This window comes from Pseudomonas weihenstephanensis, from assembly GCF_016812185.1.
Classification (GTDB): domain Bacteria; phylum Pseudomonadota; class Gammaproteobacteria; order Pseudomonadales; family Pseudomonadaceae; genus Aquipseudomonas; species Aquipseudomonas weihenstephanensis.
In genome coordinates this window covers 435,361-461,719 of the sequence record NZ_JAAEBV010000002.1, presented here as the reverse complement: position 1 = coordinate 461,719, position 26,359 = coordinate 435,361, and the positions used below count along the sequence as shown (strand labels likewise).

Sequence of the window (26,359 nt, the reverse complement as noted above, 5' to 3'; positions counted from 1 at the left end):
GCCACCCGTAGTCGTTGCCCGCCTCTATAGCTTGGGCATCAATCGCAACGTGCTGCGGGTATTGAGCTGCACGTCGGCGTCCTCCATGTACGGTTTGTCGTAACGCCCCTCGATGTAGCTTTGCGCCTGATCCTTGTAGTGTTTGTCGAACGGCACGCCGCTCTGGCCCACCGGGTTGATGCTCAGCGTGTGGGTGGGCTCGGCAAAGTCGATCAGGCGCCGCGTAGACGGTCCGTAACCCACCGCCCAAGGGGCAGGGCCGAGTTTTGCGGACAAATTGTTGGGGACTTCATGGCTACCCGGCGCTGCGAAAGGTCCGACATTGAACAACCAGTCCAGTGGTTTTTGTTTACCCAGCGGATGCTCGTGGGTCAGGGTGTGCGCCCGGCCCCATTGCCACTGCGCGGGGTCGTCGCCCAAGGTGGCCTTGAGTTGAACGAGGCTGTTGCGCCAGGCAACGTTGACCGTGTCCGCCCGAGTCTCATTGGCCAACGTGTGACGATTGTCCCACCACGGCGAGTCCGGGCTGGCGACCAGACGCGGCAGCGCCTCATCGATCACGCGGGTGGTCAGCAGGATGTCAAAAAACGCATCGCCCAACTCGTCGTGCATGGCGGCATCCGCCAGGCTGAACAGCAATTGGTTGAACAGCGTGGCACTGGTTGAGTCCAGCGGGTAATCGCCCTTCCACTGCGCCAATTGTTCAACCAACTTAAGCTCGGCCGGGTCGCTGACACCCTTGCGCAGTACCGGCAACAGAGGCTTGAGTACGCGCTGCGCATAGCCGGTGGTGGTGCCCAACTGCAACGCCTGGCTGTTTTTCAGGTTCCATTTCACGCTGGCGTCGCTCAGTTGGCGATTGAGCTGTTGACCACGATCGGCCAGGTTGTAATAACCGGGAATCTCCAGCCCGGTGGGCGATACCGGCTGGAAATTGGCCGACACGATGTAGCCGCGCGACGGGTTGACCTCCTGCGGGTTGGCACTGAAAGGGTAGAAGCCCAATTTGTCCGCCTGCGCGGTGCTGCCGTCCAGAATGAACGCCGGGTTGACCCCGGCCGGGCGCCTAGGCAGTTGCGCCGCCGCCCACCAGCCGATGTTGCCGTGGGCATTGGCCCACACCACATTCAACCCCGGCGCCTGAATATACGTGGCAGCCTTGCGCGCCTTGCTCACGGTGTTAGCGCGGTTGAGTTGGTAGAAGCCTTCCAGGATTGGATTTTTGGTCTCCAAAAAGCCCCACCACATGGCAATCGGCGTATTGCCTGCAATATCGCCCAGCACATCGTTAACAATCGGCCCGTGTGGCGATTGACGCAGCACCAGCGTCACCGGCGACTCGCCTTTGACGGCAATCTCTTGCTCGGTGCGAGTCATGTCGACCCACTGGCCGTGGTACCAGACCTGATTGGGATTTTTGGGGTGGGTCTTTTCGGCGATCAGGTCCAGGTCATCGTTCTGGAACATGGTCAGGCTCCAGCCGAACTCGCGGTTGTTGCCCAAAAAGGCGAACGGCACCAGCGCCTGATGGTAGCCGTACAGCTCAAAGTCGGGCGCAGACAGCTGCGCTTCGTACCACACCGAGGGCACTGAAAAGCGAATGTGCGGGTCGCCCGCCAGCAACGGCTTGCCGTTTTGCGTGCGCCTGCCGGACACGGCCCACGCGTTGCTGCCTTCAAACTGCGGCAAGCCAGCCTGACTCAAAGCACTGTCGCTGAGTTGCGCCAGAGCACCCAGGGTTTTCCAATCGTTGGCCGCCAGCGCCGGAGGCAAGACGCCCTTGGGTTGCCATTGCAGATCGAAAACCTTGAGGTAGTCGCTGCCCAATTGATCACGTACGTAGGTGAGTAAGGGTTCAGTGCGAAACGCCGCCGCAAAGCTGTAGGCCATGTAACCGGCGATGCTGATGGTGTCTTCGGCGGTGAAGGCCCGCGGGGGGATACCCAGCACGTCGAACTCCACGGGTTTGGCGTGGGTGGCCTGATATTGATTGATGCCGTCCAGGTAGGCTTGCAGCGCCTGCCACGCGGGGGACTGCTGATCCAGCTCGTTCACATAGGTGGCTGCGCGTTCGCGGATGCGCAGGCTGCGAAACAGCTTGTCAGTTTCTACCAGCTTGGGCCCGAGGATTTCGGCCAGTTCACCGCGGGCCAAGCGGCGCATGATTTCCATCTGAAACAGCCGGTCTTGCGCCTGCACATAACCCAGCGCGCGGTACATATCGAGCTGATTACCGGCGCGAATATGCGGCACGCCGCGCTCGTCGTAACGCACGGTGACAGGCTCTTTGAGCGTATACAGCTCGACCTGGCCCTGACGCGTGGGCAACTTGCTCTGTACGTACCAGACCCCTCCCCCGGCCGCTGCTGCAACGACAAGGGCGATGATGGTCAGACTGCGTTTCATGGGGTGAACTCCTTGTTCTTTAAGGCGCCATCACGGGGTGACGTGATCGGCCTGCCACGGGCAATAACAGCCCACAGCCATAGTGTGAGTGGCTCTTACCGGGCGGCCTGCGCTCAGCGCTTGCAGGATGGGTTCGATAAAACTGTTGCTGGCATTGCAGGTGGCGCCTTCGCTGTACGGCCCGAAATAAGCCAATTGGCCACTGTGGTCCCAGATCGCCACGGCCGGGCTGGCGCTCAGGTGCTCAGCGCCGGGCAGGTTGGTCAACGGCTTGATCGCCCCCAAGGTGGCTGGCAGTTGGCCGTGGGTGCCGGGTTTTTGCACTGAATAGAAGGCGACGCCCAGCGGTCCGTAATGCGCGAGCAGTTCGCTCAGGTGCTGCTGATTACCCACATTGCACGGGCAGGCCGGGTCCCAAAAGTGCACCACGCGAATCGGCCCCGGCCCGGACAGTTCGGCGGGCAGGCTTAATACATCGCCGGCAAATAGCGCGGTTTGATCACTGAACGCACGAATGTAACGCCCCTGAAACCAGTCATACGCGGCCCACAAATTGAGCGCACAGGTAAGGGTGAACGCGCAGGCAAGCAGGGTTTTGAAGGTGGGCAGGCGCATGCAAAAAGATCCTCGAAGGCCGCGTAGCTTGCCATGCTTGACCTGACAGATGAATATCGACGGTCTATAAAGCCTGTTTTGCGCGCACGCGCCCTGTTTGGAAGCCCTTATGCCTGCCCCGTTTTCCCCCGACACCTTACGCGCCAGTTTGCAGCCTTTAGCCGCAGCCCGGCCGTTATCGAGCGAGGGGCTGGCGTACCAGCGGTTTTACGGGTTGGACTTTGCGCATCACGCCGCGCCCGTGCAACGGCAACTGGGGTGTTACCGCGCCGGTGGTTACGATCTGGTCAGCCAAGTGTGGTGGCCCGAGGGTGCGCCAGTGGCGACGTTGTTTGTGATCCACGGGTTTTACGATCACATGGGGTTGTATCGGCATGTGATCGAATGGGGGCTGAGCCGCGGTTTTGTGGTGATTGCCTGTGATTTGCCGGGGCATGGCCTGTCCAGCGGCGAACGGGCCAGCATTGGCGATTTCAACCAGTATCAGGAAGCGCTCCAGGGGTTGTTCATCGAGGCGCAATCGCTTGGGTTGCCGCAGCCGTGGCATTTGTGCGGGCAAAGCACCGGCGGCGCGATTGTGATTGATCACCTGTTGCATCAGGGCACCCACAGTCCGGCCCAAGGGCAGGCCATCTTGATGGCGCCGCTGGTAAGACCCAAAGACTGGCGTTGGTCAAAATTGAGCTATTACCTGCTGCGCCCGTTCGTCAAAGGCATTGCCCGACGCTTTAGCGAAAACACCAATAACCCTGACTTCATGCCTTTTTTGCTGGCCGATCCGTTACAGCCGCTGCGTTTGCCCACGGCCTGGGTCGGCGCATTGGCGCGCTGGATTGGGCGTATTGAAGAGGCTGCACCGAGTGCGCGCGCGCTGCTGATCATTCAAGGCGAGGCTGACAGAACGGTGGATTGGCGGCACAACCTGGGGGTGTTGACAGCCAAATTCACGCGGCCCGAGGTGCTGTTATTGCCTGAGGCCCGCCACCATCTGGCCAACGAAACAGACGAGATACGTGCGCGCTACTTCGCGTTTCTGGATCAGCACTTCAACGACTAACCCCAGGCTGCGATCTTCAGGTCCTAAAACGCCTACGGGGCCAGGCTCGACGCGCTTTGCCCGACAGCAAGGCCTGCGCGCACCGCCGTCAGCGCTGCCTGGTAATACACTTTGCCGTCTTGGGACTCCGCGAAAGTCACGAACTCTTCCAGTTCAGGGTCAGACAAATCGCGATAGACGAAGAGCAAGGTGTTATCCAATTCGCCGCCAATTTGCTCCATCAACCGTTGGCGCTGACCATTGAGCATGCTTTGCGCCTGACCGCCGCCGAGCAAACCGGGGATCATTGAACTCAAGCTGTCTGCGGCTACGCCGGCAATGGCCAGGCTCACTTCTGCACCGGCCTCACGCGCTGGCAGCGCATTGGACAAGTGATTGATCAACAGCTGGCGAGTGGCGCTGGCCTCGATACGCGGCAAGCCCTGTGCATGCTTGGCCAACTGGTCGCGACGTGTGGCCAGCAGTTCGGCGGCCACGATCTTGCTTCCCAGCGGGGACTGAAAAAAGGCCAGCGCCGGGGCCGGATCAGGCAAGTTCTTGCGCATTTGATCTTTGGCCCGCTTGTCCATTGCTTGCGGGTTGAAACGCTGGCTGCTGTTGGTCACTAACGCTTGATAAACAGCAGGCGGCAAGTTGCTGCGATAGCGCTCTTGGGCGGCATTCAGGGCGTCATTGAAATGCGCACGTTGGTCTGACCAGCCAGCCACCTTGAACAAGTCATCCAGGTTGTCAGCCCATGCGGGTAATGAACAAAAAATAAGTAACGATAAAAACAAGCGGCGCATGAAGGACTCCTGTCAGCAGGTCGCTATTGTCCGGGTGTGGCGTAGGACTTGTCGAGATATCGTCTCTCCCAACCCGCTTTAAATGTGCGAGCGGTATTTATTTCAGAACACCGCTCTGCGGCTCTGTCAGATTTTGAGGCGTATGGATACTATGCGCGCCATGCAAATACCTTCTGATCATCCGCTGCTGCTGCGCATTGTCGACGACCTGTATGCACAGGGATGGTCGCAGCAAAACATCTTTCTGCCCCAGGGTTTGACCCAGGAGCTGGCGGCCGAGTGCCATAAGCGTTCGGTGCAGGGTGAGCTGTCCCCGGCAGCGGTCGGGCGTGGGCCCAATCAGGAGGTCCGCGAAGGTATACGCGGTGACCATATCCAATGGCTGGAGCCCGGTGAAGCACTGGCTTGTGACAGTTATCTCGGCTTAATGGAAAGCCTGCGAATCGCCATGAATCGCAGGCTTTTTTTGGGCCTGGAGGACTTCGAAAGTCACTTTGCGATGTACCCGCCCGGCGCGTTTTACCTCAAGCATCTAGACCGTTTTCGTGACGATGACCGACGCATGGTATCGGCGGTGGTGTACCTCAATGACGCCTGGCTGCCTGAGCACGGCGGGCATTTGCGTATGTACCTCGACGATCGGGGTGAGTACGACGTGTTGCCGACCGGCGGGTGTCTGGTGGTGTTTTTGTCGGGCGAAGTCCCTCACGAAGTGATGCCCGCGACCCGCGACCGCCTGTCGTTGACGGGCTGGTTTCGGCGGCGTGCCGCGCAGGTGCTGTTATGAGCCAAAAAGTGTTGGTCAGCCGCTGCCTGTTGGGCCATCGCGTGCGCTATGACGGCGGGGCCAGCGGGCCTTATCCACAGCTGACGAAATGGCAGGCCGAAGGCCGAGTGATTGCGCTGTGCCCCGAAGTCGCCGGTGGGTTGCCCACACCGCGAGCCGCCGCTGAAATTCCCGGCGGCCAAGGCACGCAAGTGCTCAGCGGCAAGGTGCCGGTCATGACCACGGACGGCGAAAATGTCACTGATGCTTTTGTGTCCGGCGCGCAGCAGGCGTTGGCGCTGGTCGAAAAACACGGCATTAAAATTGCCATTCTCAAGGCCAACAGCCCTTCATGCGGTAACCGCTTGACCTACGACGGCAGCTTCAGCGGGATCAAAGTCGAAGGCCAGGGAGTGACGGCAGCGTTACTGACCCAGGCCGGGGTGCAGGTGTTCAGTGAACTGGAGCTGGAAGAGGCCGCCAGCGTGCTGGAACGGGTGTGGGCCGCCCGCTTTTGAACGTAGAGCCAAAATTTGAGTTCAGGTAACATCGCGTGCCACTTTGCCTTGGGGAATACGCGATGAGTGATAAACAAAAACCGCAGCCTGCTGCCTCGGCCACAGCTCCTGCTACCGCTGACAGCGCCGATGCAGCCTTGCACCACATTGTTGATGGCTTTCTGCATTTCCATCACGAAATCTTCCCCGAACAAGAAGCCTTCTTCAAAAAACTGGCCACCGCACAAAGCCCGCGCGCCATGTTTATCGCCTGCGCAGATTCGCGCATCGTGCCTGAGCTGATTACTCAAAGTGCGCCGGGTGATCTGTTCGTGACCCGTAACGTGGGCAACGTTGTGCCGCCGTACGGTCAAATGAACGGCGGTGTTTCAACCGCTATCGAGTACGCCGTGCTGGCCTTGGGCGTGCAGCACATCATCATTTGTGGGCATTCGGATTGCGGCGCGATGCGGGCCGTGCTCAACCCCGCCAGCTTGAAAAAAATGCCGACCGTTAAAGCCTGGTTGCACCACGTGGAAGTGGCCAAAACCATGGTGCAGGACAACTGTAACTGCGCCAACGAAGCCGAAAGCATGCACGTATTGACCGAAGAAAACGTGATTGCCCAGTTGCAGCATTTGCGCACGCACCCCTCAGTTGCATCGCGCATGGCCAGCGGGCATCTGTTCATTCACGGCTGGGTGTACGACATCGAAACCAGCGCCATTAAAGCGTATGACGCGGACAAAGGCGCCTTTCTGCCACTTGATGGCACCAGCCCGATCCCGAGTGCGACACCCAAGGCGCGGTTTTAACCACCGCCTATCAGGTTACAACGTCAGCCCGACGCCCAACTGCTTGGACAGGCACGGCCAGCGTTTCCAGGCAGCACCGGTTTCTGGGCTGATCAGCTTCTCGCGGTAGGCTTCGACCGACTCCAGGGCAAAGCTTTCGTCGTTGAGCATCTCGTCAACGGCGTGGTGCACCACCTCGTCCAATTGGTTGGCGAACGTTTCGCCGATCAATTGGTGCGCGATCAGGTTGGCCACGGTGGTGTCCAGCGGGATCAGCGGCTGTTTGAAGTGCTTGATGTACAGGTCGTTGACCTCTTCCACCAGGCGGTGCGCCAGGTACGCTTCATCCAGCAAACTTTCCAGCCCGACGTGCCCGGCCATCAGTGCAGGTGGCTGAAGAAAAAACTGCTCGGCTATCTTCAGCACCGGCTTGATTTGCGATTCGATACCCGCCTCGCGGGCGACTTCGTAGGCCGCGTCCAGCAAGTCAGGCACCTGAGCGATGTAGGCACTGACAAACCGGGTCATGACCGCATTTTTGTCGAGTTCAGGCAGATGAATGGCTGTGTGAAGGTGTGGCAGTGTGGCTTCCAATTGGCGGGCGAGCAGGCCTGTATCGGCCTCATGCTGTTGGGCACGCAAGATCTGCTCGCGCAGGGCAGCGGTATTCATGGGCACTCCAGGGGAACGCTAGACAGGGAATATCGTTAAAAATAGCCCATGTGAAACCCAGGGCCTTTTTCAGAGGGCGCGTATTGTTATTCATTTTGTGACCCGGCAGTGAGTGCCATTTGTCGTTGGAGTCAGTTTTTCGCTGTTTTGCCCCCTCACATTGCGGGGTTTAAGGCGCTGGCTATACTCGATTCTGTAAACGTTTTCTGATGATGCCCGACTGCCTGAGCAGGCGAGGCTCGGCGGTCAAGGTTCACTGGTTTGAAAACCGCCCCCTTGTAACGCAGGTACACACCGGCGCCATAACAAGAAAAATAAAGGGGAACCCGCAATGAAGCGACATCCACATCTATGGATGGGCCTGTTGTTGTGGTCTGTTTTCAATCAGGCGCATGCCGCCTGGACCGTGAACATGACGCCCGGTGCGACCGAAGTCAGCCATGCGGTGTTCAACCTGCACATGACCATTTTCTGGATCTGTGTGGTCATCGGCATTTTGGTCTTCGGTGCCATGTTTTGGTCGATGATTGTTCATCGTCGCTCCACGGGGCAGGAACCGGCCAAGTTCCATGAGAGCACCACGGTTGAAATCCTCTGGACGGTCGTGCCTTTGCTCATCCTGGTCGCAATGGCGGTGCCGGCCACCAAAACCCTGATCAACATCTACGACAGCAGTGAATCGGATGTCGACATCCAGATCACGGGCTACCAGTGGAAGTGGCATTACAAATACCTGGGCCAAGACGTCGAGTTCTTCAGCAATCTGGCCACCCCCGCCGATCAAATCCACAACAAAGCGCCCAAGGATGAGCATTACCTGCTCGAAGTGGATGAGCCGCTGGTGCTGCCGATTGGCGCCAAGGTGCGCTTTCTGGTGACCTCGGCCGATGTTATCCACTCCTGGTGGGTGCCAGCCTTCGCGGTCAAGCGTGACGCCATACCGGGTTTTATCAACGAGGCCTGGACCCGCGTCGAGAAACCCGGCGTCTACCGTGGCCAGTGCGCCGAGTTGTGCGGCAAGGACCACGGTTTCATGCCGATTGTGGTCGACGTTAAAACCCGACCCGATTACGACGCTTGGCTCGCGGAGCGCAAGGCCCAGGCTGCACAACTCAAGGAATTGACCAGTAAAGACTGGACCCGCGAGGAGCTGATCGCCCGTGGCGACAAGGTCTATCACACCGCCTGCGTGGCGTGTCACCAGGCTGAGGGCCAGGGCTTGCCGCCGATGTTCCCGGCGCTTAAAGGCTCGCCAATTGCCACCGGCCCTATTGAAGACCACCTGCACCGCGTGTTTTTCGGCAAGCCCGGCACCGCAATGGCCGCGTTCGGCAAGCAGCTGTCAGAAGTCGACATGGCGGCGGTCGTGACCTACGAGCGCAACGCGTGGGGTAACAACAAAGGCGACATGGTCACCCCTAAAGACGTGCTCGCGCTGAAACAGGCGCAAGGCAAATGAGCGGTTCATTGATGTGCGCGCAAGGAGTCAGAACATGAGTGCTGTGATTGATGACCACGGGCCTGCACACGACGACCACGCTCATGGCCCCGCCAAAGGCCTGATGCGCTGGGTGTTGACCACCAACCACAAAGACATCGGCACGTTGTACCTGTGGTTCAGCTTCTGCATGTTTTTACTCGGTGGCTCGTTCGCGATGGTCATTCGTGCTGAGCTGTTTCAACCGGGATTACAGATCGTCGAACCGGCCTTTTTCAACCAGATGACCACCATGCACGGGCTGATCATGGTGTTTGGCGCCGTGATGCCTGCCTTTGTCGGGCTGGCCAACTGGATGATTCCGCTGATGATCGGTGCGCCGGACATGGCGCTGCCGCGCATGAACAACTTCAGTTTCTGGTTGCTGCCCGCCGCGTTTTTGCTGCTGGTCTCGACCTTGTTCATGGCCGGTGGCGGGCCGAACTTCGGGTGGACCTTCTACGCTCCGTTGTCCACCACGTATGCACCCGAGAGCGTGACGTATTTCATTTTTGCCATCCATTTGATGGGTATTAGTTCCATCATGGGTGCGATCAACGTCATTGCCACCATCCTCAACCTGCGTGCGCCCGGCATGACCCTGATGAAAATGCCGCTGTTCGTCTGGACCTGGCTGATCACCGCGTTCTTGCTGATCGCCGTGATGCCCGTGCTGGCCGGTGTGGTGACGATGATGCTGATGGACATCCACTTTGGTACCAGTTTTTTCAGCGCTGCGGGGGGCGGTGACCCGGTGCTGTTCCAGCATGTGTTCTGGTTCTTCGGGCACCCCGAGGTGTACATCATGATCCTGCCGGCCTTCGGCGCTGTCAGTGCGATCATCCCGACCTTTTCGCGCAAGCCTCTGTTTGGCTACACCTCAATGGTCTACGCCACGGCAAGCATCGCTTTCTTGTCCTTTATCGTGTGGGCGCACCACATGTTCGTGGTCGGTATTCCACTGGTGGGCGAGCTGTTCTTTATGTACGCCACGTTGCTGATCGCGGTGCCGACCGGGGTCAAGGTGTTCAACTGGGCCAGCACCATGTGGCAAGGCTCGCTGACGTTTGAGACGCCGATGCTGTTCGCAGTGGCGTTTGTGATCCTGTTCACCATCGGCGGGTTTTCCGGGTTGATGCTGGCCATTGCGCCCGCTGACTTCCAGTACCACGACACCTACTTTGTAGTGGCGCATTTCCACTACGTACTGGTGCCAGGTGCGATCTTCGGCATCTTCGCTTCGACCTATTACTGGCTGCCGAAATGGACCGGCCACATGTACGACGAAACCCTCGGCAAGCTGCATTTCTGGTTGTCGTTTGTGGGCATGAACCTGACCTTCTTTCCGATGCACTTTGTGGGATTGGCTGGAATGCCGAGACGGATTCCTGACTACAACCTGCAATTCGCGGACTTCAACATGGTGTCGTCGATCGGTGGGTTTATGTTCGGCACGACGCAGCTGTTGTTTCTGTTCATTGTCATCAAATGCATACGCGGCGGGCCTAAAGCGCCGGCCAAGCCGTGGGACGGGGCCGAAGGCCTGGAGTGGAGCGTGCCTTCGCCCGCGCCGTATCACACCTTTACGACTCCGCCAGACATCAGGTGAACCGCTGGCCCTCACCCATCCTCTGCCGGTGGGAGAGGGTTGGGGTTTTATAGGCAACAGGAGCGTCTATGGCCGACTCAACATCCATTAAGCGCCTCGTCATCCGCCTGTCATTGATGGTGGTGGTGATGTTCGCTTTCGGCTTTGCCCTGGTGCCGATCTACGACGTGATGTGCCGCGCATTTGGCATCAACGGTAAAACCGCCGGGCAGTACGAAGGCGAGCAAGTGGTCGACACCCTCCGTCAGGTACGGGTGCAGTTTTTGGCCACCAATAATCTGGGCATGGTGTGGGAGTTTTACCCCAAGGGCGAACAGTTGGTGGTCAACCCCGGCGGCGTTTACGAGATGGTGTTTGTGGCGTCCAACCCCTCCGACCATCCGATGTCAGCGCAAGCGGTGCCGAGCATCTCACCGGCGCAAGCGGCGCAGTATTTTCACAAGACCGAGTGTTTTTGCTTCACCCAACAAGTGCTGCAACCGGGGCAGCGCATTGAAATGCCGATGCGCTTTATCGTCGACCGCGACCTGCCCAAGGACGTGAAGCACCTGACGCTGGCCTACACGCTGTTCGATATCACCGCGCGCCAACCGCCCGTCGCTGCTGCTGGCAATGACGTCGCCCGGCCAGCCCGATAAGGAGAACGCTCCATGGCAACCCCTGATCACTACTACGTCCCGGCTCAAAGCAAGTGGCCGATCATTGCCACCATCGGCCTGTTGGTGACGGTCTGCGGCCTGGCCACATGGTTCAACGACCTCAAGGCCACGCGTCCCGAGTCCCATGGCCCGTTGATTTTCTTTGTCGGCAGTCTGCTGGTGGCTTACATGATGGTTGGCTGGTTCGGGGCGGTGATCAAAGAAAGCCGCGCCGGGCTGTACAGCCCACAACTGGACCGCTCGTTTCGCTGGGGCATGACCTGGTTTATTTTTTCGGAAGTGATGTTTTTTGCCGCCTTCTTTGGCGCGCTGTTTTATGTGCGTCACTTTTCGGGTCCCTGGTTGGGCGGCGAAGGCAGCAAGGCGGTGGCGCATATGCTGTGGCCCAATTTCCAGTTTGCCTGGCCGCTGTTGCACAGCCCCGATCCGGTCCTCTACCCCGCGCCCAAAGACATCATCAACCCGTGGGGCTTGCCGCTGCTCAATACGGTGCTGCTGGTCAGTTCCAGCGTGACCCTGACCCTCGCTCATCACGCGTTGAACAAAGGCCAGCGCGGGGCATTGAAAGTGTGGCTGGGTCTGACGGTGCTGTTGGGGGTCGCGTTTTTGGGCTTTCAGGCCGAGGAATATATCCACGCCTATCAAGAGCTGGGGCTGACGCTGGGTTCGGGCGTATATGGCGCGACGTTCTTTATGCTCACGGGTTTTCACGGCGCTCACGTGACCATCGGCACCCTGATTTTGCTGGTGATGCTGACTCGCATTGTGCGCGGGCATTTTAATGCCGAGCACCAGTTCGGATTCCAGGCGGCGAGCTGGTACTGGCACTTTGTAGATGCAGTGTGGGTGGCGTTGTTCCTGTTTGTTTACGTGTTGTAAGCGGCCGGTCATGACGGCCTTTCGCCCAGGTCTGGTGCCCACGTTGGTGGTGGCTATGCTGTTGCCCATGTTGGTGTTGCTGGGGTTTTGGCAACTCCAGCGCGCAGAGCAAAAGCGCCAGTTGCTCGACACCTATGCCCAACACCGCAACGCTGCACCGCTCAGCGTGGAGCAATTGCTGAGCAGCCCTGAGCCGGCGTTTCGACGGGTGCACTTGCGCGGTCATCTGGATGCGCAACACAGCCTGTTGCTGGACAACCGCATACGGGACGGCAAGGTCGGTGTAGAGCTGTTGCAACCGTTTCAGGACCTGGCCAGCGGTCAATGGCTGTTGCTCAATCGTGGCTGGATCGAGTGGCCGAGTCGGCGTACACCGCCTGTGTTCAGCACCCCCGATCAACTGCTGGAACTTGAAGGCTGGGTGTATGCGTCACCCGGTGCGCCGTTCCAGTTGCACGCCGATCCGACGCAAGCCCACTGGCCGCGCCTGATAACCGCCGTATTCCCGGCCAGGTTGTGGGCCGAATTGGGACGATCAGGTAGTGCAGAGGAAATTCGTATTCAGCCAGGGCCTGTGGCGTATCAAGCCGACTGGTCGGTGATTGCCACGGGCATGGGCCCGGAAAAACACACTGCCTATGCCGTGCAATGGTTCGCTATGGCGTTGGCCCTTTGCGGTCTTTATCTGTACCTCGGTTGGCATAACGCGCAGGAGAAACGCCATGGGAACGGCCATCAATCCGCCTGATACGGCTCGCACTCAGGCATCTGCTTCACGGCGGCGCGGGCGATTGCAACTGCTCCTTATCCTGTTGCTGACCCTTGGCCCGATGGTATTGGCCACGGGTATGTACAAGCTCAAGTTCTGGGTGCCCGACAGCCGCAGCTATCACGGTGAAATGATTGGCAATGGTCAGGGCCGCGCCGCGCTGGGTGTGCAAACACAGGAGTCACGCTGGCAATTGCTGGTGACGGCGCCGCGCACGTGCGCCGTGGACTGCCAGCAACTGGTGTACCTGGCGCGACAGATTCAAGTGGGGCTGGGGCGCGATGCCTCACGCGCGACCCATGCGTTGGCAATGGCCCAACCGCTGGCGGATGACTACGCGGCTCTGCTGCAACGTGAATACCCGCAACTTCAGCGCTACCCGCTGGACCTGCCGAGTTATACACAGGGCGCGCAAGGCAATGGCGCCGCGCAACTGTGGATCATCGACCCTCACGGCAATTTAGTGCTGCGCTACGACCCACGGGTGAAAGGCAAGGACGTGCTCAACGACCTGCGCCACCTGTTGAAACTGTCCAACATCGGATAGGAATACCGCCATGGCCAAAGCCGGATTTCGCCTCGCGTTGTTTGCCACCCTGCTGGCACTGGTGGTGGTATTGCTCGGTGCTTATACCCGCCTGACCCACGCAGGCCTGGGTTGCCCGGACTGGCCCGGATGCTATGGCTTTATCAGCGTGCCCAACACGGACGCGCAGTTGGCCCATGCCGAGCTGCACTTTCCAGACACCCCCGTGCACGTCGAAAAAGGCTGGAGTGAGATGGTGCATCGCTATTTTGCGGGCACCTTGGCGTTAGTGATTGCCCTGCTGGCGGCGCGTGCCTGGCGCCAACGGCATGTGGCCGACCAGCCACTCAAGTTACCGGTGTTCATTCTATGGGTGGTGCTGGCACAGGCTGCGTTTGGCATGTGGACGGTCACGCTCAAGCTGTGGCCGCAGGTGGTGACGGGGCATTTACTCGGCGGTTTTGCGACCCTGAGCCTGCTGTTTTTACTGACGTTGCGTTTGTCCGGCGTGTTGCCCGCCCTCGCCGTGCCTCGGCGTTTACAGCGCTGGGCAACGGCCGGGCTGGTGTTGGCCATTGTGCAAATCGCACTGGGCGGCTGGGTCAGTTCCAATTACGCGGCGGTGGCCTGCGTCGATTTGCCGACCTGCCACGGTCAGTGGTGGCCAGACGCCGACTTTGCAAACGGTTTTCATCTTACGCAACACATTGGCCCCAATTACTTGGGGGGCCAGTTGGACAGCGATGCCCGTACCGCGATTCATCTCACCCATCGCCTGGGCGCACTGTTACTGACGCTGGTACTGCTGGGGCTGGCCTGGCAATTACGCCGCGTGGGCATGACGCGTCTGGCGGGGTTGCTGCTGTCAGCGCTGGCGCTCCAAATCTGCCTGGGCCTGAGTAATGTGCTGTTCGGTTTGCCGCTGGCCGTCGCAGTGGCACATAACGCGGGTGGCGCAGCGTTGCTGCTGACGCTGGTGCTGGTTAATTACCACGCGCGCACGGCGCTGGTCAGGGTTAAAGCCCCACGTCTGGCCCGTTGGCGTTTCAGCCCCCGGCGTCCGGCCCCCAGCCCCATCCTGCTCAAAGGAGAACTGCCATGACGACCTTGCTTGGCGAACGGCCGCGTCAGGCGTTGTGGCGTGATTATCTGGAACTGACCAAGCCCAAGGTGGTGGTGTTGATGCTCATCACCTCGCTGGTGGGCATGTTTCTCGCCACGCGCGCAGGTGTGCCGTGGACGGTGCTGGTGTTCGGCAACCTGGGCATCGGCTTGTGCGCGGGCGGCGCAGCGGCCGTTAACCATGTGGTGGACCGGCGCATTGATGCGCTGATGGCGCGCACTCAGCAGCGCCCGCTGGCGCAGGGGCGCGTGTCTGCTGCGTCGGCGTTGGCGTTTGCCCTGTTGCTGGCAGTCTGTGGGCTGGCGTTGTTACTGGTGTTCACCAACGCACTGGCGGCTTGGCTGACGCTGGCGTCTTTGCTGGGCTATGCGGTGATCTACACCGGCTTTCTCAAGCGCGCCACGCCGCAGAACATTGTGATTGGCGGGCTGGCCGGGGCTGCGCCACCGCTGTTGGGTTGGGTTGCCGTGACCGGGCATATCAGTGCCGAACCGCTGCTGCTGGTGCTGATCATCTTTGCCTGGACCCCGCCGCACTTTTGGGCGTTGGCCATTCACCGCAAGGCTGAATACGCCAAGGCCGACATCCCGATGCTGCCCGTGACCCACGGCGAGCACTACACCAAAGTCCACATCCTGCTGTACACCTGCATGCTGCTGGCCGTGAGCTTGCTGCCGTTTGTGATTCACATGAGCGGCGAGCTCTATCTGGCCTGTGCACTCGGGTTGGGCGCACGCTTTCTGCATTGGGCGTGGGTGCTGTACCGTGGCACCCTGCCGCACGCCGCGATCAACACCTTCAAGTACTCTATTTGCTACCTGTTTGCGTTGTTCATCGCGCTGCTTGTCGACCACTACTTAGTGTTGAACCTATGACTAAAACTCAAAAAACCGTCTATATCCTCGTTGCGCTGGTGGCATTGGTCATGGGCCTGACGTTTAACAAAATCATGTCGGGCAAAGGTCAGGCCGACAACACCACGCTGATCGATGCGGGGATCATCTTGCTGCCTCAGAGTCGCCAACTGCCGGACGTGAAAATGACCAACCAGGACGGCCAGCCGGTGGTGATGAATGAGCTGAAAGACAAGTGGAGCCTGCTGTTCTTTGGCTACACCTTCTGCCCGGACATCTGCCCGACCACCCTGGCCCAGCTGCGTCAGATCAAAAGTGAATTACCTAAAGAGGTGCAGGACAAACTGCAAATCGTGCTGGTCAGCGTCGACCCCAATCGCGATACGCCGCAGCAGCTCAAGCAGTACCTGGGCTACTTCGACCCGCAGTTTGTGGGCCTGACGCCCGGCTCCATTGAGGCGCTGCAAACGTTGGCCAACGCGGTGAGCATCCCGTTTATTCCGGCGGACACCAGCAAGCCGAACTACACGGTCGATCACAGCGGCAATTTGGCGCTGATTGGTCCGGACGGCACCCAGCGAGGTTTCATCCGCGCACCGTTCAACAACCAAAAGATGGTTGCCCAGTTGCCGGGGTTGGTTGAGAGGAAGTAAGTGGGGGTAAAAGTGTCTGTAGGCGCTGGCGCAGGCTGCGAGCTTTTAAAATCAACTGCTCGCAACCTGCACCCGCTTCTAGGGGCAGTGCTTAGAACGCCGGGACGATGGCGCCTTTGTATTTCTCAAGAATGAAGGCTTTCACTTCAGGCGTGTGCAGTGCGGCAACCAGCTTTTTCATGTCTGCCGAGTCTTTGTCGTCCGGGCGAGCCACCAAAATGTTCACGTAAGGCGAGTCGCTGCCTTCGATCACCAGCGCGTCTTTTTCCGGGTTCAGCTTGGCTTCCAGCGCGTAGTTGGTGTTGATCAGCGCCAAGTCAACCTGGGTCAGCACGCGCGGGATGGTGGCGGCTTCCAGTTCGCGGAACTTCAGGTTTTTCGGGTTTTCGGTGATGTCTTTGAGGGTGGACAGAATGTTGGTCGAGTCTTTGAGCTTGATCAGGCCCGCCTTGTCCAGCAGCAACAGCGCACGGCCGCCGTTGGTGGCATCGTTGGGGATCACCACGTTAGCGCCGCTTGGCAGCTCGTCCAGCTTCTTGTGTTTGGCGGAGTAAGCACCCAGTGGCTCAAGGTGAACACTGGCCACGCTGACCAGTTGCGTGCCTTTGGCCTTGTTGAATTCATCCAGGTACGGCTGATGCTGAAAGAAGTTGGCGTCCAGGCGCTTTTCGGCCACTTGTACGTTTGGCTGGATGTAGTCAGTGAACACCTTAACCTTCAAGTCCACGCCTTCTTTGGCCAGCGCGGGTTTCACAAACTCCAGAATCTCGGCGTGCGGCACGGGCGAAGCCGCCACGGTCAACGTGTCGGCTTGTGCCGAAAACGCCGCTACAGCGGCCACAGCAGCAAATAACTTCTTCATTCAGCAACTCCTTGTGAACACCTGACTTCAGGTGCCTGCCAGCCGCGAAGCTGGCGGTTACGTTTATTAACGAGAGGTCGCGCTTACTTGCGCGAAAAGTGCACCACCAGCCGATCGCCAACGGTTTGCAGAATTTGCACCAGAATCAGCAACAGCACCACCGTGACAATCATCACGTCAGGTTGAAAGCGCTGGTAGCCGAAGCGGATGGCCAAGTCGCCCAAGCCACCTGCGCCGACAACGCCTGCCATCGCGGTGTAGCCCACCAGCGTAATGGCGGTCACCGTAATCGCAGCAAAGATGCCGGGGCGTGCTTCGGGCAACAACGCATTGGTAATGATCTGACGCGTGTTGGCGCCCATTGCCTGAGTGGCTTCGATGATGCCGCGGTCCACTTCACGAAAGGCCGTTTCAACCAGCCGCGCAAAGAACGGCGTGGCGCCCACCACCAGTGGCGGAATCGCGCCTGCCACACCCAGTGAGGTGCCGGTAATCAGCACGGTGAACGGGATCATGACCACCAGCAAAATGATGAACGGCAGCGAGCGCAGAATGTTCACCACAAACGACAGGCCTGCATACAGGGTCTTTTGTTCGAGCAACTGGCGCGGGCTGCACAGGAACAACAGGATGCCCAGCGGCAAACCGAGCAGCACCGTGAACAGCAGCGAGCCGCCGAGCATGATCATGGTGTCGCCAGTGGCCAGCCAGATTTCGTACCAGTCGATATTAGAGAAGAAGCTCAAGAGGGTTTCCATTAGCGCAGCACCTCCATATGGACGTCGGCGGCGGTGAAGCGCGCGAAAGCAGCGTCCATGTCGCCACCGGTGATGGCGAGGGTCAGTTGCCCATAAGGGGTGTCTTTGATGCGGTCAATGCGGCCAGCCAGGATGCTGTAGTCCACACCGGTTTCACGGGCGATGGTGCCCAGCAAAGGTGCGTAGGTAGCTTCGCCCTGGAAGGTCAGGCGCACGATGCGGCCTGGCACGTGAGCGAAGTCGTCGCGCTGTTCGCTTTCGTCGACTTGCTCGTCTTCCTGCACAAAACGCCGGGTGGTCGGGTGCTTGGGGTGCAAGAACACATCGGCCACCGGGCCTTGTTCAACGATCTTGCCCGCATCCATGACCGCGACCACATCACACACGCGACGAATCACGTCCATCTCGTGGGTGATCAGGACGATGGTCAACTTCAACTCGCGGTTGATTTCGGCCAGCAATTGCAGCACCGAGGCCGTGGTTTGCGGGTCGAGGGCGCTGGTGGCTTCGTCACACAGCAGCACTTTGGGCTTGGTGGCCAGGGCGCGGGCAATCCCCACCCGTTGTTTTTGGCCGCCCGAGAGTTGCGCCGGGTACTTTTTGGCGTGGTCAGCCAGGCCGACACGGGCCAGCAGTTCAGCGACGCGCTGCTCGATCTCACTGCGCGACAGTTCGCCAGCCAGCGTCAGCGGCAGCGCCACGTTGTCAGCCACCGTCTTGGAGGCCAGCAGGTTGAAGTGCTGGAAGATCATGCCCACCTGCTGACGGAAACGGCGCAGACCGTTGGCGTCCATCGCAGTGACGTCTTCGTTGTCGACGATGATCTGGCCACCGCTCGGTGTTTCGAGGCGGTTGATCAGGCGCAGCAATGTACTTTTGCCCGCGCCGGAGTGGCCAATCAGGCCAAACACCTGGCCGCTCTCGACACGCAAACTGGTGGAGTGCAGCGCGGGAATGTCCTTACCGGCGACCCGGTAAGTTTTATGAACGTTATGAAACTCAATCACGTAGCGAACCTTGTGGGGCGCGTAAAAAGAAGATCAGCGGTAAGCCGGGCGCGCATTTTAGCCTGTCCGTATAGAGGTTCTTAGCATTTATTTGTGCGCGAACCTTTGATTTGGCAATAAGACGATCAAAGGTCAGAAAAAAGGAACGCTGCCAAGGGCCGCCAGTCACTAGTGGAGCAACTCACTTCCCGTCTCGGGACATTTGTCTACAAAGCCCGGCCAATGGGGCTTTTGCCAACAAGGAGTTTAGTCTGATGAGCAGCAAAAAACCGTCTTCGAACAAGAGCCAGATGGCCGGAACCGACACCTTGGATCGTGGCAACACGAACGTCAAACTCGACAGCCTCCAACCTTTTCGTGATGACGCGACCGATCAAGCGCTGCGCACCAACCAGGGGGTGAAGATTGCAGACAACCAAAACACCCTCAAAGTGGGCGCCAGAGGCCCTTCGTTGCTGGAAGACTTCATCATGCGCGAGAAGATCACGCATTTTGACCATGAGCGCATTCCTGAGCGCATCGTGCATGCCCGTGGCACCGGCGCACATGGCTACTTTCAGACCTACGAAGCGCATTCGGCGTTGACCAAAGCAGGATTCCTGCAAGATCCGAGCAAAAAGACGCCTGTATTTGTGCGTTTTTCGACCGTGCAAGGGCCACGCGGCTCCGGCGATACCGTGCGCGATGTCCGCGGGTTTGCTGTGAAGTTTTTCACCGACGAAGGCAACTTCGACCTGGTCGGCAACAATATGCCGGTGTTCTTCATTCAGGATGCGATCAAGTTTCCTGACTTTGTACATGCCGTAAAGCCTGAGCCGCATAACGAGATTCCTACAGGCGGTTCGGCGCATGACACCTTCTGGGACTTTGTGTCGCTGGTGCCAGAGTCTGCGCACATGGTGATTTGGGCGATGTCTGACCGGGCCATTCCCAAAAGCCTGCGCAGCATGCAGGGCTTCGGCGTCCATACCTTTCGGCTGATCAATGCTGAGGGTACGTCCAATTTCGTCAAATTCCATTGGCGCCCCAGCGCGGGCACCTGTTCGTTGGTGTGGGATGAAGCGCAAAAACTCGCAGGCAAGGACACCGACTTCCATCGCCGCGACCTATGGGACTCGATTGAAGTCGGCGATTACCCGGAATGGGAGTTGGGGGTACAGATCATTAGCGAGGCGGACGAGCATAAGTTCGAGTTCGACATCCTCGACCCTACCAAGTTGATCCCCGAAGAGTTGGTGCCGATCACCCCGCTGGGCAAGATGGTGCTCAACCGCAACCCCGACAATTACTTTGCCGAGACCGAGCAGGTCGCCTTCTGCCCCGGTCATATCGTGCCGGGGATCGACTTTTCCAACGACCCGTTGCTGCAAGGTCGACTGTTTTCCTACACCGATACGCAGATCAGCCGTCTGGGCGGGCCCAACTTTCATGAGATACCCATTAATCGCCCGGTAGCGCCCTTCCATAACAACCAGCGCGATGCGCAACATCGCAGCACGATTCATACCGGTCGGGCATCTTACGAGCCGAACTCCATTGATGGTGGCTGGCCGAAAGAAACACCGCCGGCTGCACGCGATGGGGGGTTTGAAAGCTACCCGGAACGCATTGATGCGAACAAAATTCGCCAGCGCAGCGACTCGTTCAGCGATCATTTTTCGCAAGCGCGGCTGTTTTTCCACAGCATGAGCAAGCATGAACAAGAGCACATCATCTCGGCGTACAGCTTTGAGTTGGGCAAGGTCGAGCGTGAGCACATTCGGGCACGCCAAGTGAATGAGATTCTGGCCAACATTGATCTTGAGTTGGCCAAGCGTGTGGCCGACAACCTCGGGCTGCCTGCACCCAAGGCGGGCACGGTAGCCGCACGCAAAACCAGCCTCAGTCAGTCGCCCGCGTTGAGCCAGGTCAACTTGTTGCCGGGCAATATCAAAACCCGAAAAGTGGCGATTCTGGCGGCCAACGGTGTTGATGGTGCGGCGATTGAGGCCATCAAACAGGCGCTGGCGGCAGAGGGCGCGCACGCCAAATTACTGGGGCCGACTTCGGCGCCAGTGAAAACGGCCGAAGGCAAGTTGTTGCCTGTGGATGCGTCGATGGAAGGTTTGCCTTCGGTGGCGTTTGACGCGGTGTATGTGCCGGGCGGTGCGGCCTCAATCAAGGCGCTCAGCGGCGACGGGGTGGCTTTGCATTATTTGCTGGAAGCCTACAAACACTTGAAGGCCATTGCCTTGCACGGCGAAGCCAGCCAGCTCCTGGACGTGCTGCATGTGCAGGCGGACGAAGGGTTGTTGGTGCTCAAGGACGCCAAGGACGTTAAAGCGTTCTTTGCCGCCATTGGCCAGCATCGGGTATGGGCGCGGGAGCCGAAGGCTAAGGCGATTCCGGCGTGATGTAGCACTGTTTAACAGAGGGGGCAGGCTGCGATCGATCAAAAGATCGCAGCCTGCGGCCACCCGCAGGAGCTGACGGGGCGCGCGGATTTAGGGTTTGCTGGGGATCAGTACCATTTGCGCCGGTACGTGGCGCACGATCTGGCGTTCAAGCTTGAGGTCGAAATCCGGGTTGAGCTTTTTAACGCGTTTGCTGATCAGCGTGGCCAGCCAAGGGTAGTCAGCCGTGCGCGGCACCTGCAAGGTGACGCCACATTGGTAATTGACGATATCCTGCGCGATCAAGTCTAGTTGATGGCGAAGTTTCTTAATATCGGCGATGTTCAACGCCACCGTGGTGCTTTCGGCGGCGGGATCGATGACTTTGGCCGGTGGGCGCGCTTCGGCAGCCTTCAGGGCGGCTTCGGCTTTGTCCAGTTCGGCCTTGCGTGCATGGGCAATGGCACTGTTGACGCCGCTGGTCAGTGCAGGCGCCTTGGGCATCAAGGTGCGGGCACGGCTGAGCGCCGTGGCGGCTGCATTCACATCGCCCTTTTGCAGGAAGATCTGGCTGCGTTGCAAGTAGGCTTCAGCCAATTGGCGCTGGTACTGCACCCACTGCGGGTCGTCCGGGGTTTGGGCTTGCAAGGTCGCCAATTCGTCTTCGGCGGTGGCAAGTTCGCTGCTGGCCAGGTTTTGCTCCAGCTGAGCGATGGCCGCAGCACGTTGTTGCTGCGCGATCTGGTCGGCAGTCGGTGTGCTTTGGCAAGCACCCAGCAGCACACAAAATGCGGCCAGGAGCCTATATCGATAGTTGAACAGCTTCATTCCTGCGGCTCTCTAAGTGCGCAAAAAACGAGCAAGTCTACACCCCTCGACGGGGCAGAACAAAACTCAGCAGAAACAGTGCAGCGGCACACACCACAATTGACGGCCCGGCGGGCGTGTCTTTGAACCATGACAACGCCAGGCCACCACACACGGCCACTATCCCCAGCAAACTGGCGCCCAACGCCATCTGTTCAGGTGAACGGGCGTGACGTTGCGCAGCGGCCGCCGGGATAATCAGCAGCGAGGTAATCAACAGCACCCCGACGATTTTCATCGCGACCGCAATCACGACGGCAATCAACAGCATCAGGGTCATGCGCAATGCGGCAACCGGCAAGCCTTCAACGGTGGCCAGCTCCTCGTGCACTGTAATGGCCAGCAGCGGTCGCCACAATGCGACCAATAGCGCCAGTACGGCGGCGCTGCCGCCGATGATCCACATCAGGTCTGTGGGGCTGATCGCCAGCAGGTCGCCAAACAGGTAGGCCATGAGGTCGATCCGCACTTCATGCATGAAGCTTAGTACGACCAGCCCGAGGGACAAGGTGCTGGGTGCGAGAATTCCGAGCAGCGTGTCGGAAGCCAGTGGCTGACGTTGCTGCAACGTGACCAGCAAGATGGCCAACAGCAGGCAACCGACGGTCACGGCAATGGTGGGGCTGATGTCCAGCAAAAAGCCCAGGGCGACGCCCAGCAGGGCGGCATGGGACAACGTGTCGCCGAAGTAGGCCATGCGGCGCCACACCACGAATGAGCCCAGTGGGCCTGCGACCACCGCCAACGCCAAACCTGCCAGCAGGGCGTAAAACAGAAAATCAGCCATGCTTGCAGCCTTCTCCATGAACGTGTGCCGGTGCCGGTGCGGCACCTTCGTTGACCACCGAGCCATGCAAGTCATGGGCGTGGTCGTGATGGTGGTGATAAATCGCCAGGCTTTGTGCGTTTTTGCCGAATAGCTCAACGAATGCAGGGTCGCCGCTGACCTGTTCCGGGTGGCCCGAGCAGCAGACATGGCGGTTGAGGCACACCACCTGGTCGGTGGTGCTCATGACCAGATGCAGGTCGTGAGACACCATTAACACGCCGCAGCCATGACGATCACGCAGGCGGGTGATGAGCGCGTACAGCTCGGACTGGCCTGCTACGTCGACGCCTTGCACCGGTTCGTCGAGCACCAGCAGTTCGGGTTTGCGCAACAAGGCCCGGGCCAGCAGGACACGCTGCATCTCGCCACCCGAGACACTTTGCACCGGGCTATCGATGACCTTCTCGGCACCCACTTCTTTGAGTGCGTCCAAGGCTTGATCGCGATCAACGCCTGGCACCAGTCGCAAAAAACGCAGCACCGACAAGGGCAGCGTCGGGTCAACGTGCAGCTTTTGCGGCATGTAACCCACGCGCAGTTTGGGTTTGCGCCATACGCTACCGCTCGTCGGTTTCAGCAACCCGAGCACCGCCTTGACCAATGTGGTCTTACCGGCGCCGTTGGGGCCAATCAGAGTCACGATCTGGCCCGGCTCAACCGTCAGCTCGATATTGTCCAGCACGTTTTGCCCGGAGTACGTCACGGTGACGTGTTCAAGACGAATCAACGCAGTGCTCATCAGGCCTCCCGGCAACCCGAACAAAGCCCGACCACTTCGACGGTCTGGCCTTCGACAGTAAAGCCGACATCGCGTGCGCTGTTGACGATGGCGTCACTGATGGACTTTTGTTCAAGTTCAATGGCCGCGTGGCAGGTGCGGCAAATCAGGAATTGACCCTGATGCGGGTGCTCAGGATGGCTGCACCCCACAAACGCATTGAGTGACGAAATACGATGCACCAGGCCGTTTTCCAGCAGGAAGTCCAGTGCCCGATAAACGGTCGGCGGAGCGGCGCGGCGCCCGTCCTGTTCGCTGAGCACGGCCAGAATGTCATAGGCGCCCAGCGGTTTGTGGCTCTGCCACACCAGTTCCAGGACACGTTTGCGCAGCGCGGTCAGGCGCAGGCCCTTTTGCGCGCACAAGGTATCGGCCTCGCTGAGGGCGCTGTGAACGCAATGGGAATGGTCGTGAGGACGGCTGGCAAGCGGCGTAATAGGCATGGGCGGCGACGATCTTTGAGAGAGACGTTATTATGTTACCCGTTTCAACCACTCTGAGTGCTCATCGTGTCCCGTCTTTTTTCGATTTTTCTTGCTTTCAGTGCCAGTTTTCTGGTGATTGGCCCGGTTCAAGCGGACGTTAACATGCTGACCAGCATCAAGCCCCTGCAATTGATTGCCGCGGCTGTACAGGACGGTGTGGGCCAGCCCGAAGTGCTGCTGCCGCCCAATGCATCGCCCCACAGCTTTGCGCTGCGCCCCTCCGACGTACGGCGGGTGCAGTCCGCTGACCTGCTGTACTGGGTTGGCCCGGACATGGAAGGGTTCTTGCCGCGGGTGCTGACGGGGCGTGCCGCGCCTTCGGTGTCTGTTCAGACCTTGCCGGGTCTCAAACTGCGCCATTTTGCTGAAGACAGTCATTCGCATGATGAGGATGCGGCCGAGCATGATCACGATCATCGCCCCGGCACCCTGGATGCCCACCTGTGGCTGGCGCCAGACAACGCCCGGGTCATCGCTGCAAAAATGGCCGCGGACCTCAGCGCGATAGACGCGCCGAACGCGGCCAGATACCAGCGCAATCTGAAAGCGTTCAATGAGCGCCTTGACGCATTGGATGCCCGCCTCAAAGCGCGTCTGGCCGGGATCGCCGACAAGCCGTTCTTCGTCTTCCACGAAGGGTATGACTACTTCGAAAGCACTTACGGCCTCAAACATGCGGGCGTGTTCAGTGTGGCGTCCGAAGTACAGCCGGGTGCACAGCACGTGGCGGCCATGCGTAAACGTCTGGAGGAAGTGGGCAAGACGTGCGTGTTCAGTGAACCGCCCTTGCGTCCGCGTTTGGCTGAAACCCTGACGGCCGGGATGCCGGTCAAACTGGCAGAGCTGGATGCTTTGGGTGGCTTTACCCCTGCGACGGCCCAAGGCTACGAGCAGTTGCTGGAAAAACTGGGTAACGACTTGGCGAGTTGTCTGGAAAGCCTGTAAGGCGTGTAGACGCAAGCTCACCAGGTTACCCATCAGCCCCCCGCTTTCAGGGCATTTGCCTGATGGCGAGGGGGGGGAGTGGGCCACGCCTACGGCTGAGGCGTTTGCGCCCCCAGCCATTTCTGCGACAGGGCCGCTAGCCGGCCATCGGCCTTTATCCGCTGGAGCGCTTTGTCCAGGCTGTTGTGGAATGCCGGGTTGCCTTTCTGAAACGGGATCGCCAACGTCACCCTCTGATCTTCAACCGGGCGTGTGTCCTCGACGGTTACTCGTGGCGGATGTTCGACAAACGGGCTGCCCTGAACTACGCCTATGAGCTGACCCTGAAAGGTTTCAGGGGCAGTGGGCGTTGGTGGTTGCGCAGCTCGATTGATTGCGCGCGCGTGGGTGTAACCGTAAGGCTCACTGAAATCGAACCGATTCTCAAGGTCCGGAGTCAAAGCCATGTGGTTGAGCGCGACATCGTATTTACCGCTCTCAACCCCTTGCAGCAGGTCGTTGCTGTCGGTCACCAGCAGGGAGGCATTCACGTCCAGCTCCTGCGCCAGCAGCTCGCCCAATTCCACTTCAAAGCCGGTCAAGTGCCCGTCCTGTTTGAAGCTGTAGGGCGGCACGTCAGCTTCAAGGGCAATGCGCAGCTCGCCCCGATCGTTAACGTCATCGATTAATTCGGCTTGAGCCAAAGTGCTCACCAGCGGCAATAACAGCATCAGGCCAGGCAAAAGGCGCATGGTCACTCCTTTGAACGGATGCAAGCGATTCGCAATAGGCGCTCACTTTGCTTTATGTTGGTCAACTGCGGGTTGGACAGCGTAGCGACGCGAAGTTGTCTTAACCCTATGAATTTTGTGAAAAACGGAGAAATAAATGAACAATCTACTGTCTCGCGTTGCACTGGCTTCCATGTTGATGGGCGCTTCGGTCATGGCCATGGCTGCGACTGTGGCCCCTGAAGGCGCAAAAGTTTCCATCCTTTCCCCGGCTGACGGCGCCACCGTGGACAAAACCTTCACCGTCAAATTCGGTGTTGAAGGCATCAAGCTGGCACCCGCTGGCGACCAGACCCCCCACACGGGCCATCATCACCTGTTGATCGACGTCGACCAGCCGATTGCGGCGGGCCAGGTGATCCCGGCAGATGCCAACCACGTGCACTTCGGCAAAGCGCAGACCGAAACCGAAGTGACCCTGGCCCCCGGCAAGCACACGTTGCAGCTGGAGCTGGCTGATAAAAACCACATGGCCTTCGAGCCGGTGATCGTGTCGAAAAAAATCACGGTCAACGTGAAGTAATAACGCCCGCGCATAAAAAAGG

General features: G+C 59.2%; 28 protein-coding genes. 16 read left to right on the top strand and 12 right to left on the bottom strand.

The window, feature by feature from the left end; all coding sequences use genetic code 11:
- Positions 1–24 precede the first annotated feature (24 nt).
- Both GYN01_RS09570 and GYN01_RS09565 read right to left on the bottom strand, forming a co-directional pair.
- On the bottom strand, positions 25–2,406 hold the full coding sequence (locus GYN01_RS09570; protein ID WP_203306942.1) for a penicillin acylase family protein: 2,382 nt from the start codon (positions 2,404–2,406) through the stop codon (positions 25–27).
- 30 nt (positions 2,407–2,436) lie between these two features.
- Entirely contained in the window at positions 2,437–3,021 is a 585-nt protein-coding gene (locus GYN01_RS09565) for a DUF6436 domain-containing protein (RefSeq protein WP_203306941.1), read from the bottom strand.
- Between the two features lie 109 nt (positions 3,022–3,130).
- On the opposite strand from GYN01_RS09565, the gene bipL reads away from it, so the two are divergent.
- A complete protein-coding gene (bipL, locus tag GYN01_RS09560) occupies positions 3,131–4,078 on the top strand; it encodes a phospholipase BipL (RefSeq protein ID WP_048402070.1) in 948 nt (315 codons plus the stop codon).
- 32 nt (positions 4,079–4,110) lie between these two features.
- Here the strand turns inward: bipL and GYN01_RS09555 are convergent, their stop codons facing one another.
- Positions 4,111–4,863 carry a DUF2059 domain-containing protein gene (locus GYN01_RS09555; protein ID WP_048363882.1) on the bottom strand — a complete coding sequence of 251 codons (753 nt, stop codon included), beginning with the start codon at positions 4,861–4,863 and terminating at the stop codon, positions 4,111–4,113.
- A 151-nt stretch (positions 4,864–5,014) separates the two neighbouring features.
- On the opposite strand from GYN01_RS09555, the gene GYN01_RS09550 reads away from it, so the two are divergent.
- The 3 genes from GYN01_RS09550 to GYN01_RS09540 all read left to right on the top strand — a co-directional run bounded on the left by GYN01_RS09550 (position 5,015) and on the right by GYN01_RS09540 (position 6,941).
- A complete protein-coding gene (locus GYN01_RS09550; protein ID WP_048363883.1) occupies positions 5,015–5,650 on the top strand; it encodes a 2OG-Fe(II) oxygenase in 636 nt (211 codons plus the stop codon).
- Positions 5,647–6,147 (top strand): 2-thiouracil desulfurase family protein, encoded by a 501-nt coding sequence (locus GYN01_RS09545; protein WP_203306940.1) that lies wholly within the window; start codon positions 5,647–5,649, stop codon positions 6,145–6,147. The genes GYN01_RS09550 and GYN01_RS09545 overlap by 4 nt, the downstream gene beginning before the upstream one ends.
- 62 nt (positions 6,148–6,209) lie before the next feature.
- On the top strand, positions 6,210–6,941 hold the full coding sequence (locus GYN01_RS09540; RefSeq protein ID WP_048363885.1) for a carbonic anhydrase: 732 nt from the start codon (positions 6,210–6,212) through the stop codon (positions 6,939–6,941).
- Between the two features lie 15 nt (positions 6,942–6,956).
- On the opposite strand, the gene GYN01_RS09535 is transcribed toward GYN01_RS09540, so the two are convergent.
- Positions 6,957–7,592, bottom strand: coding sequence for a hypothetical protein (locus tag GYN01_RS09535; RefSeq protein WP_048402067.1), 636 nt, complete (start codon positions 7,590–7,592; stop codon positions 6,957–6,959).
- A gap of 331 nt (positions 7,593–7,923) precedes the next feature.
- Between GYN01_RS09535 and coxB the strand changes: the two genes are divergently transcribed.
- The 9 genes from coxB to GYN01_RS09490 all read left to right on the top strand — a co-directional run bounded on the left by coxB (position 7,924) and on the right by GYN01_RS09490 (position 16,141).
- Positions 7,924–9,051 (top strand): cytochrome c oxidase subunit II, encoded by a 1,128-nt coding sequence (gene coxB, locus GYN01_RS09530; RefSeq protein ID WP_048363887.1) that lies wholly within the window; start codon positions 7,924–7,926, stop codon positions 9,049–9,051.
- Positions 9,052–9,085: 34 nt separating this feature from the next.
- The gene (gene ctaD, locus GYN01_RS09525; protein WP_048402066.1) at positions 9,086–10,678 is read left to right on the top strand and encodes a cytochrome c oxidase subunit I; all 1,593 of its coding nucleotides are present in this window, start codon (positions 9,086–9,088) and stop codon (positions 10,676–10,678) included.
- A gap of 68 nt (positions 10,679–10,746) precedes the next feature.
- Positions 10,747–11,316, top strand: coding sequence for a cytochrome c oxidase assembly protein (locus GYN01_RS09520; RefSeq protein ID WP_048402065.1), 570 nt, complete (start codon positions 10,747–10,749; stop codon positions 11,314–11,316).
- 12 nt (positions 11,317–11,328) lie between these two features.
- On the top strand, positions 11,329–12,216 hold the full coding sequence (locus GYN01_RS09515) for a cytochrome c oxidase subunit 3 (RefSeq protein ID WP_203306939.1): 888 nt from the start codon (positions 11,329–11,331) through the stop codon (positions 12,214–12,216).
- 10 nt (positions 12,217–12,226) lie between these two features.
- Positions 12,227–12,964: an SURF1 family protein gene (locus tag GYN01_RS09510; protein WP_048402064.1), complete on the top strand. Its 738-nt coding sequence runs from the start codon at positions 12,227–12,229 to the stop codon at positions 12,962–12,964.
- Positions 12,939–13,532, top strand: coding sequence for a hypothetical protein (locus GYN01_RS09505; RefSeq protein ID WP_048363892.1), 594 nt, complete (start codon positions 12,939–12,941; stop codon positions 13,530–13,532). The genes GYN01_RS09510 and GYN01_RS09505 overlap by 26 nt, the downstream gene beginning before the upstream one ends.
- A 10-nt stretch (positions 13,533–13,542) precedes the next feature.
- On the top strand, positions 13,543–14,613 hold the full coding sequence (locus tag GYN01_RS09500; protein WP_048363893.1) for a COX15/CtaA family protein: 1,071 nt from the start codon (positions 13,543–13,545) through the stop codon (positions 14,611–14,613).
- Complete coding sequence (gene cyoE, locus GYN01_RS09495; RefSeq protein WP_048402061.1) at positions 14,610–15,509, top strand: heme o synthase; 900 nt, start codon at positions 14,610–14,612, stop codon at positions 15,507–15,509. The genes GYN01_RS09500 and cyoE overlap by 4 nt, the downstream gene beginning before the upstream one ends.
- Positions 15,506–16,141 carry an SCO family protein gene (locus GYN01_RS09490; RefSeq protein WP_048363895.1) on the top strand — a complete coding sequence of 212 codons (636 nt, stop codon included), beginning with the start codon at positions 15,506–15,508 and terminating at the stop codon, positions 16,139–16,141. The genes cyoE and GYN01_RS09490 overlap by 4 nt, the downstream gene beginning before the upstream one ends.
- A 91-nt stretch (positions 16,142–16,232) precedes the next feature.
- Here GYN01_RS09490 and GYN01_RS09485 read toward each other — a convergent pair whose 3' ends face one another.
- From GYN01_RS09485 to GYN01_RS09475, 3 genes are all read right to left on the bottom strand, one after another.
- Complete coding sequence (locus GYN01_RS09485) at positions 16,233–17,003, bottom strand: MetQ/NlpA family ABC transporter substrate-binding protein (RefSeq protein WP_048363896.1); 771 nt, start codon at positions 17,001–17,003, stop codon at positions 16,233–16,235.
- 83 nt (positions 17,004–17,086) lie between these two features.
- Positions 17,087–17,761, bottom strand: a complete 675-nt coding sequence (locus GYN01_RS09480) for a methionine ABC transporter permease (protein WP_048363897.1) — start codon at positions 17,759–17,761, stop codon at positions 17,087–17,089.
- Complete coding sequence (locus tag GYN01_RS09475) at positions 17,761–18,768, bottom strand: methionine ABC transporter ATP-binding protein (protein WP_048363898.1); 1,008 nt, start codon at positions 18,766–18,768, stop codon at positions 17,761–17,763. Before GYN01_RS09475 ends, GYN01_RS09480 begins: the two co-directional genes overlap by 1 nt.
- Positions 18,769–18,968: 200 nt before the next feature.
- Between GYN01_RS09475 and katE the strand changes: the two genes are divergently transcribed.
- Entirely contained in the window at positions 18,969–21,161 is a 2,193-nt protein-coding gene (gene katE / locus GYN01_RS09470) for a catalase HPII (RefSeq protein ID WP_203307024.1), read from the top strand.
- A 90-nt stretch (positions 21,162–21,251) separates the two neighbouring features.
- Here the strand turns inward: katE and GYN01_RS09465 are convergent, their stop codons facing one another.
- From GYN01_RS09465 to GYN01_RS09450, 4 genes are read right to left on the bottom strand one after another with little or no spacing between them, the layout of a single operon-like run.
- On the bottom strand, positions 21,252–21,968 hold the full coding sequence (locus GYN01_RS09465; protein WP_048363900.1) for a PA5502 family lipoprotein: 717 nt from the start codon (positions 21,966–21,968) through the stop codon (positions 21,252–21,254).
- A 37-nt stretch (positions 21,969–22,005) separates the two neighbouring features.
- Entirely contained in the window at positions 22,006–22,794 is a 789-nt protein-coding gene (znuB, locus tag GYN01_RS09460; RefSeq protein WP_048363901.1) for a zinc ABC transporter permease subunit ZnuB, read from the bottom strand.
- Complete coding sequence (gene znuC, locus GYN01_RS09455) at positions 22,787–23,575, bottom strand: zinc ABC transporter ATP-binding protein ZnuC (protein WP_048402058.1); 789 nt, start codon at positions 23,573–23,575, stop codon at positions 22,787–22,789. The genes znuB and znuC overlap by 8 nt, the downstream gene beginning before the upstream one ends.
- A complete protein-coding gene (locus GYN01_RS09450; protein WP_048363903.1) occupies positions 23,575–24,057 on the bottom strand; it encodes a Fur family transcriptional regulator in 483 nt (160 codons plus the stop codon). The genes znuC and GYN01_RS09450 overlap by 1 nt, the downstream gene beginning before the upstream one ends.
- Before the next feature lie 66 nt (positions 24,058–24,123).
- Here GYN01_RS09450 and GYN01_RS09445 point away from each other — a divergent pair, with 66 nt between their 5' ends.
- Entirely contained in the window at positions 24,124–25,044 is a 921-nt protein-coding gene (locus GYN01_RS09445) for a metal ABC transporter solute-binding protein, Zn/Mn family (RefSeq protein WP_203306938.1), read from the top strand.
- An 89-nt stretch (positions 25,045–25,133) separates the two neighbouring features.
- Here the strand turns inward: GYN01_RS09445 and GYN01_RS09440 are convergent, their stop codons facing one another.
- Positions 25,134–25,775: a transporter substrate-binding domain-containing protein gene (locus GYN01_RS09440; protein WP_203306937.1), complete on the bottom strand. Its 642-nt coding sequence runs from the start codon at positions 25,773–25,775 to the stop codon at positions 25,134–25,136.
- Positions 25,776–25,911: 136 nt separating this feature from the next.
- On the opposite strand from GYN01_RS09440, the gene GYN01_RS09435 reads away from it, so the two are divergent.
- Complete coding sequence (locus GYN01_RS09435) at positions 25,912–26,337, top strand: DUF4399 domain-containing protein (RefSeq protein ID WP_048363905.1); 426 nt, start codon at positions 25,912–25,914, stop codon at positions 26,335–26,337.
- Positions 26,338–26,359: the final 22 nt, after the last annotated feature.

Coding starts and splice junctions, on each gene's coding strand:
- GYN01_RS09565 (WP_203306941.1), bottom strand. CDS start 3,021: ATGCGCCTGCCCACCTTCAAAACCCTGCTTGCCTGCGCGTTCACCCTT.
- GYN01_RS09505 (WP_048363892.1), top strand. CDS start 12,939: ATGGGAACGGCCATCAATCCGCCTGATACGGCTCGCACTCAGGCATCT.
- ctaD (WP_048402066.1), top strand. CDS start 9,086: ATGAGTGCTGTGATTGATGACCACGGGCCTGCACACGACGACCACGCT.
- GYN01_RS09440 (WP_203306937.1), bottom strand. CDS start 25,775: ATGCGCCTTTTGCCTGGCCTGATGCTGTTATTGCCGCTGGTGAGCACT.
- GYN01_RS09520 (WP_048402065.1), top strand. CDS start 10,747: ATGGCCGACTCAACATCCATTAAGCGCCTCGTCATCCGCCTGTCATTG.
- GYN01_RS09485 (WP_048363896.1), bottom strand. CDS start 17,003: ATGAAGAAGTTATTTGCTGCTGTGGCCGCTGTAGCGGCGTTTTCGGCA.
- GYN01_RS09510 (WP_048402064.1), top strand. CDS start 12,227: ATGACGGCCTTTCGCCCAGGTCTGGTGCCCACGTTGGTGGTGGCTATG.
- GYN01_RS09555 (WP_048363882.1), bottom strand. CDS start 4,863: ATGCGCCGCTTGTTTTTATCGTTACTTATTTTTTGTTCATTACCCGCA.
- GYN01_RS09550 (WP_048363883.1), top strand. CDS start 5,015: ATGCGCGCCATGCAAATACCTTCTGATCATCCGCTGCTGCTGCGCATT.
- GYN01_RS09500 (WP_048363893.1), top strand. CDS start 13,543: ATGGCCAAAGCCGGATTTCGCCTCGCGTTGTTTGCCACCCTGCTGGCA.
- GYN01_RS09545 (WP_203306940.1), top strand. CDS start 5,647: ATGAGCCAAAAAGTGTTGGTCAGCCGCTGCCTGTTGGGCCATCGCGTG.
- znuC (WP_048402058.1), bottom strand. CDS start 23,575: ATGAGCACTGCGTTGATTCGTCTTGAACACGTCACCGTGACGTACTCC.
- coxB (WP_048363887.1), top strand. CDS start 7,924: ATGAAGCGACATCCACATCTATGGATGGGCCTGTTGTTGTGGTCTGTT.
- GYN01_RS09490 (WP_048363895.1), top strand. CDS start 15,506: ATGACTAAAACTCAAAAAACCGTCTATATCCTCGTTGCGCTGGTGGCA.
- GYN01_RS09465 (WP_048363900.1), bottom strand. CDS start 21,968: ATGAAGCTGTTCAACTATCGATATAGGCTCCTGGCCGCATTTTGTGTG.
- GYN01_RS09480 (WP_048363897.1), bottom strand. CDS start 17,761: ATGGAAACCCTCTTGAGCTTCTTCTCTAATATCGACTGGTACGAAATC.
- GYN01_RS09435 (WP_048363905.1), top strand. CDS start 25,912: ATGAACAATCTACTGTCTCGCGTTGCACTGGCTTCCATGTTGATGGGC.
- bipL (WP_048402070.1), top strand. CDS start 3,131: ATGCCTGCCCCGTTTTCCCCCGACACCTTACGCGCCAGTTTGCAGCCT.
- GYN01_RS09570 (WP_203306942.1), bottom strand. CDS start 2,406: ATGAAACGCAGTCTGACCATCATCGCCCTTGTCGTTGCAGCAGCGGCC.
- GYN01_RS09515 (WP_203306939.1), top strand. CDS start 11,329: ATGGCAACCCCTGATCACTACTACGTCCCGGCTCAAAGCAAGTGGCCG.
- GYN01_RS09450 (WP_048363903.1), bottom strand. CDS start 24,057: ATGCCTATTACGCCGCTTGCCAGCCGTCCTCACGACCATTCCCATTGC.
- GYN01_RS09540 (WP_048363885.1), top strand. CDS start 6,210: ATGAGTGATAAACAAAAACCGCAGCCTGCTGCCTCGGCCACAGCTCCT.
- znuB (WP_048363901.1), bottom strand. CDS start 22,794: ATGGCTGATTTTCTGTTTTACGCCCTGCTGGCAGGTTTGGCGTTGGCG.
- cyoE (WP_048402061.1), top strand. CDS start 14,610: ATGACGACCTTGCTTGGCGAACGGCCGCGTCAGGCGTTGTGGCGTGAT.
- GYN01_RS09535 (WP_048402067.1), bottom strand. CDS start 7,592: ATGAATACCGCTGCCCTGCGCGAGCAGATCTTGCGTGCCCAACAGCAT.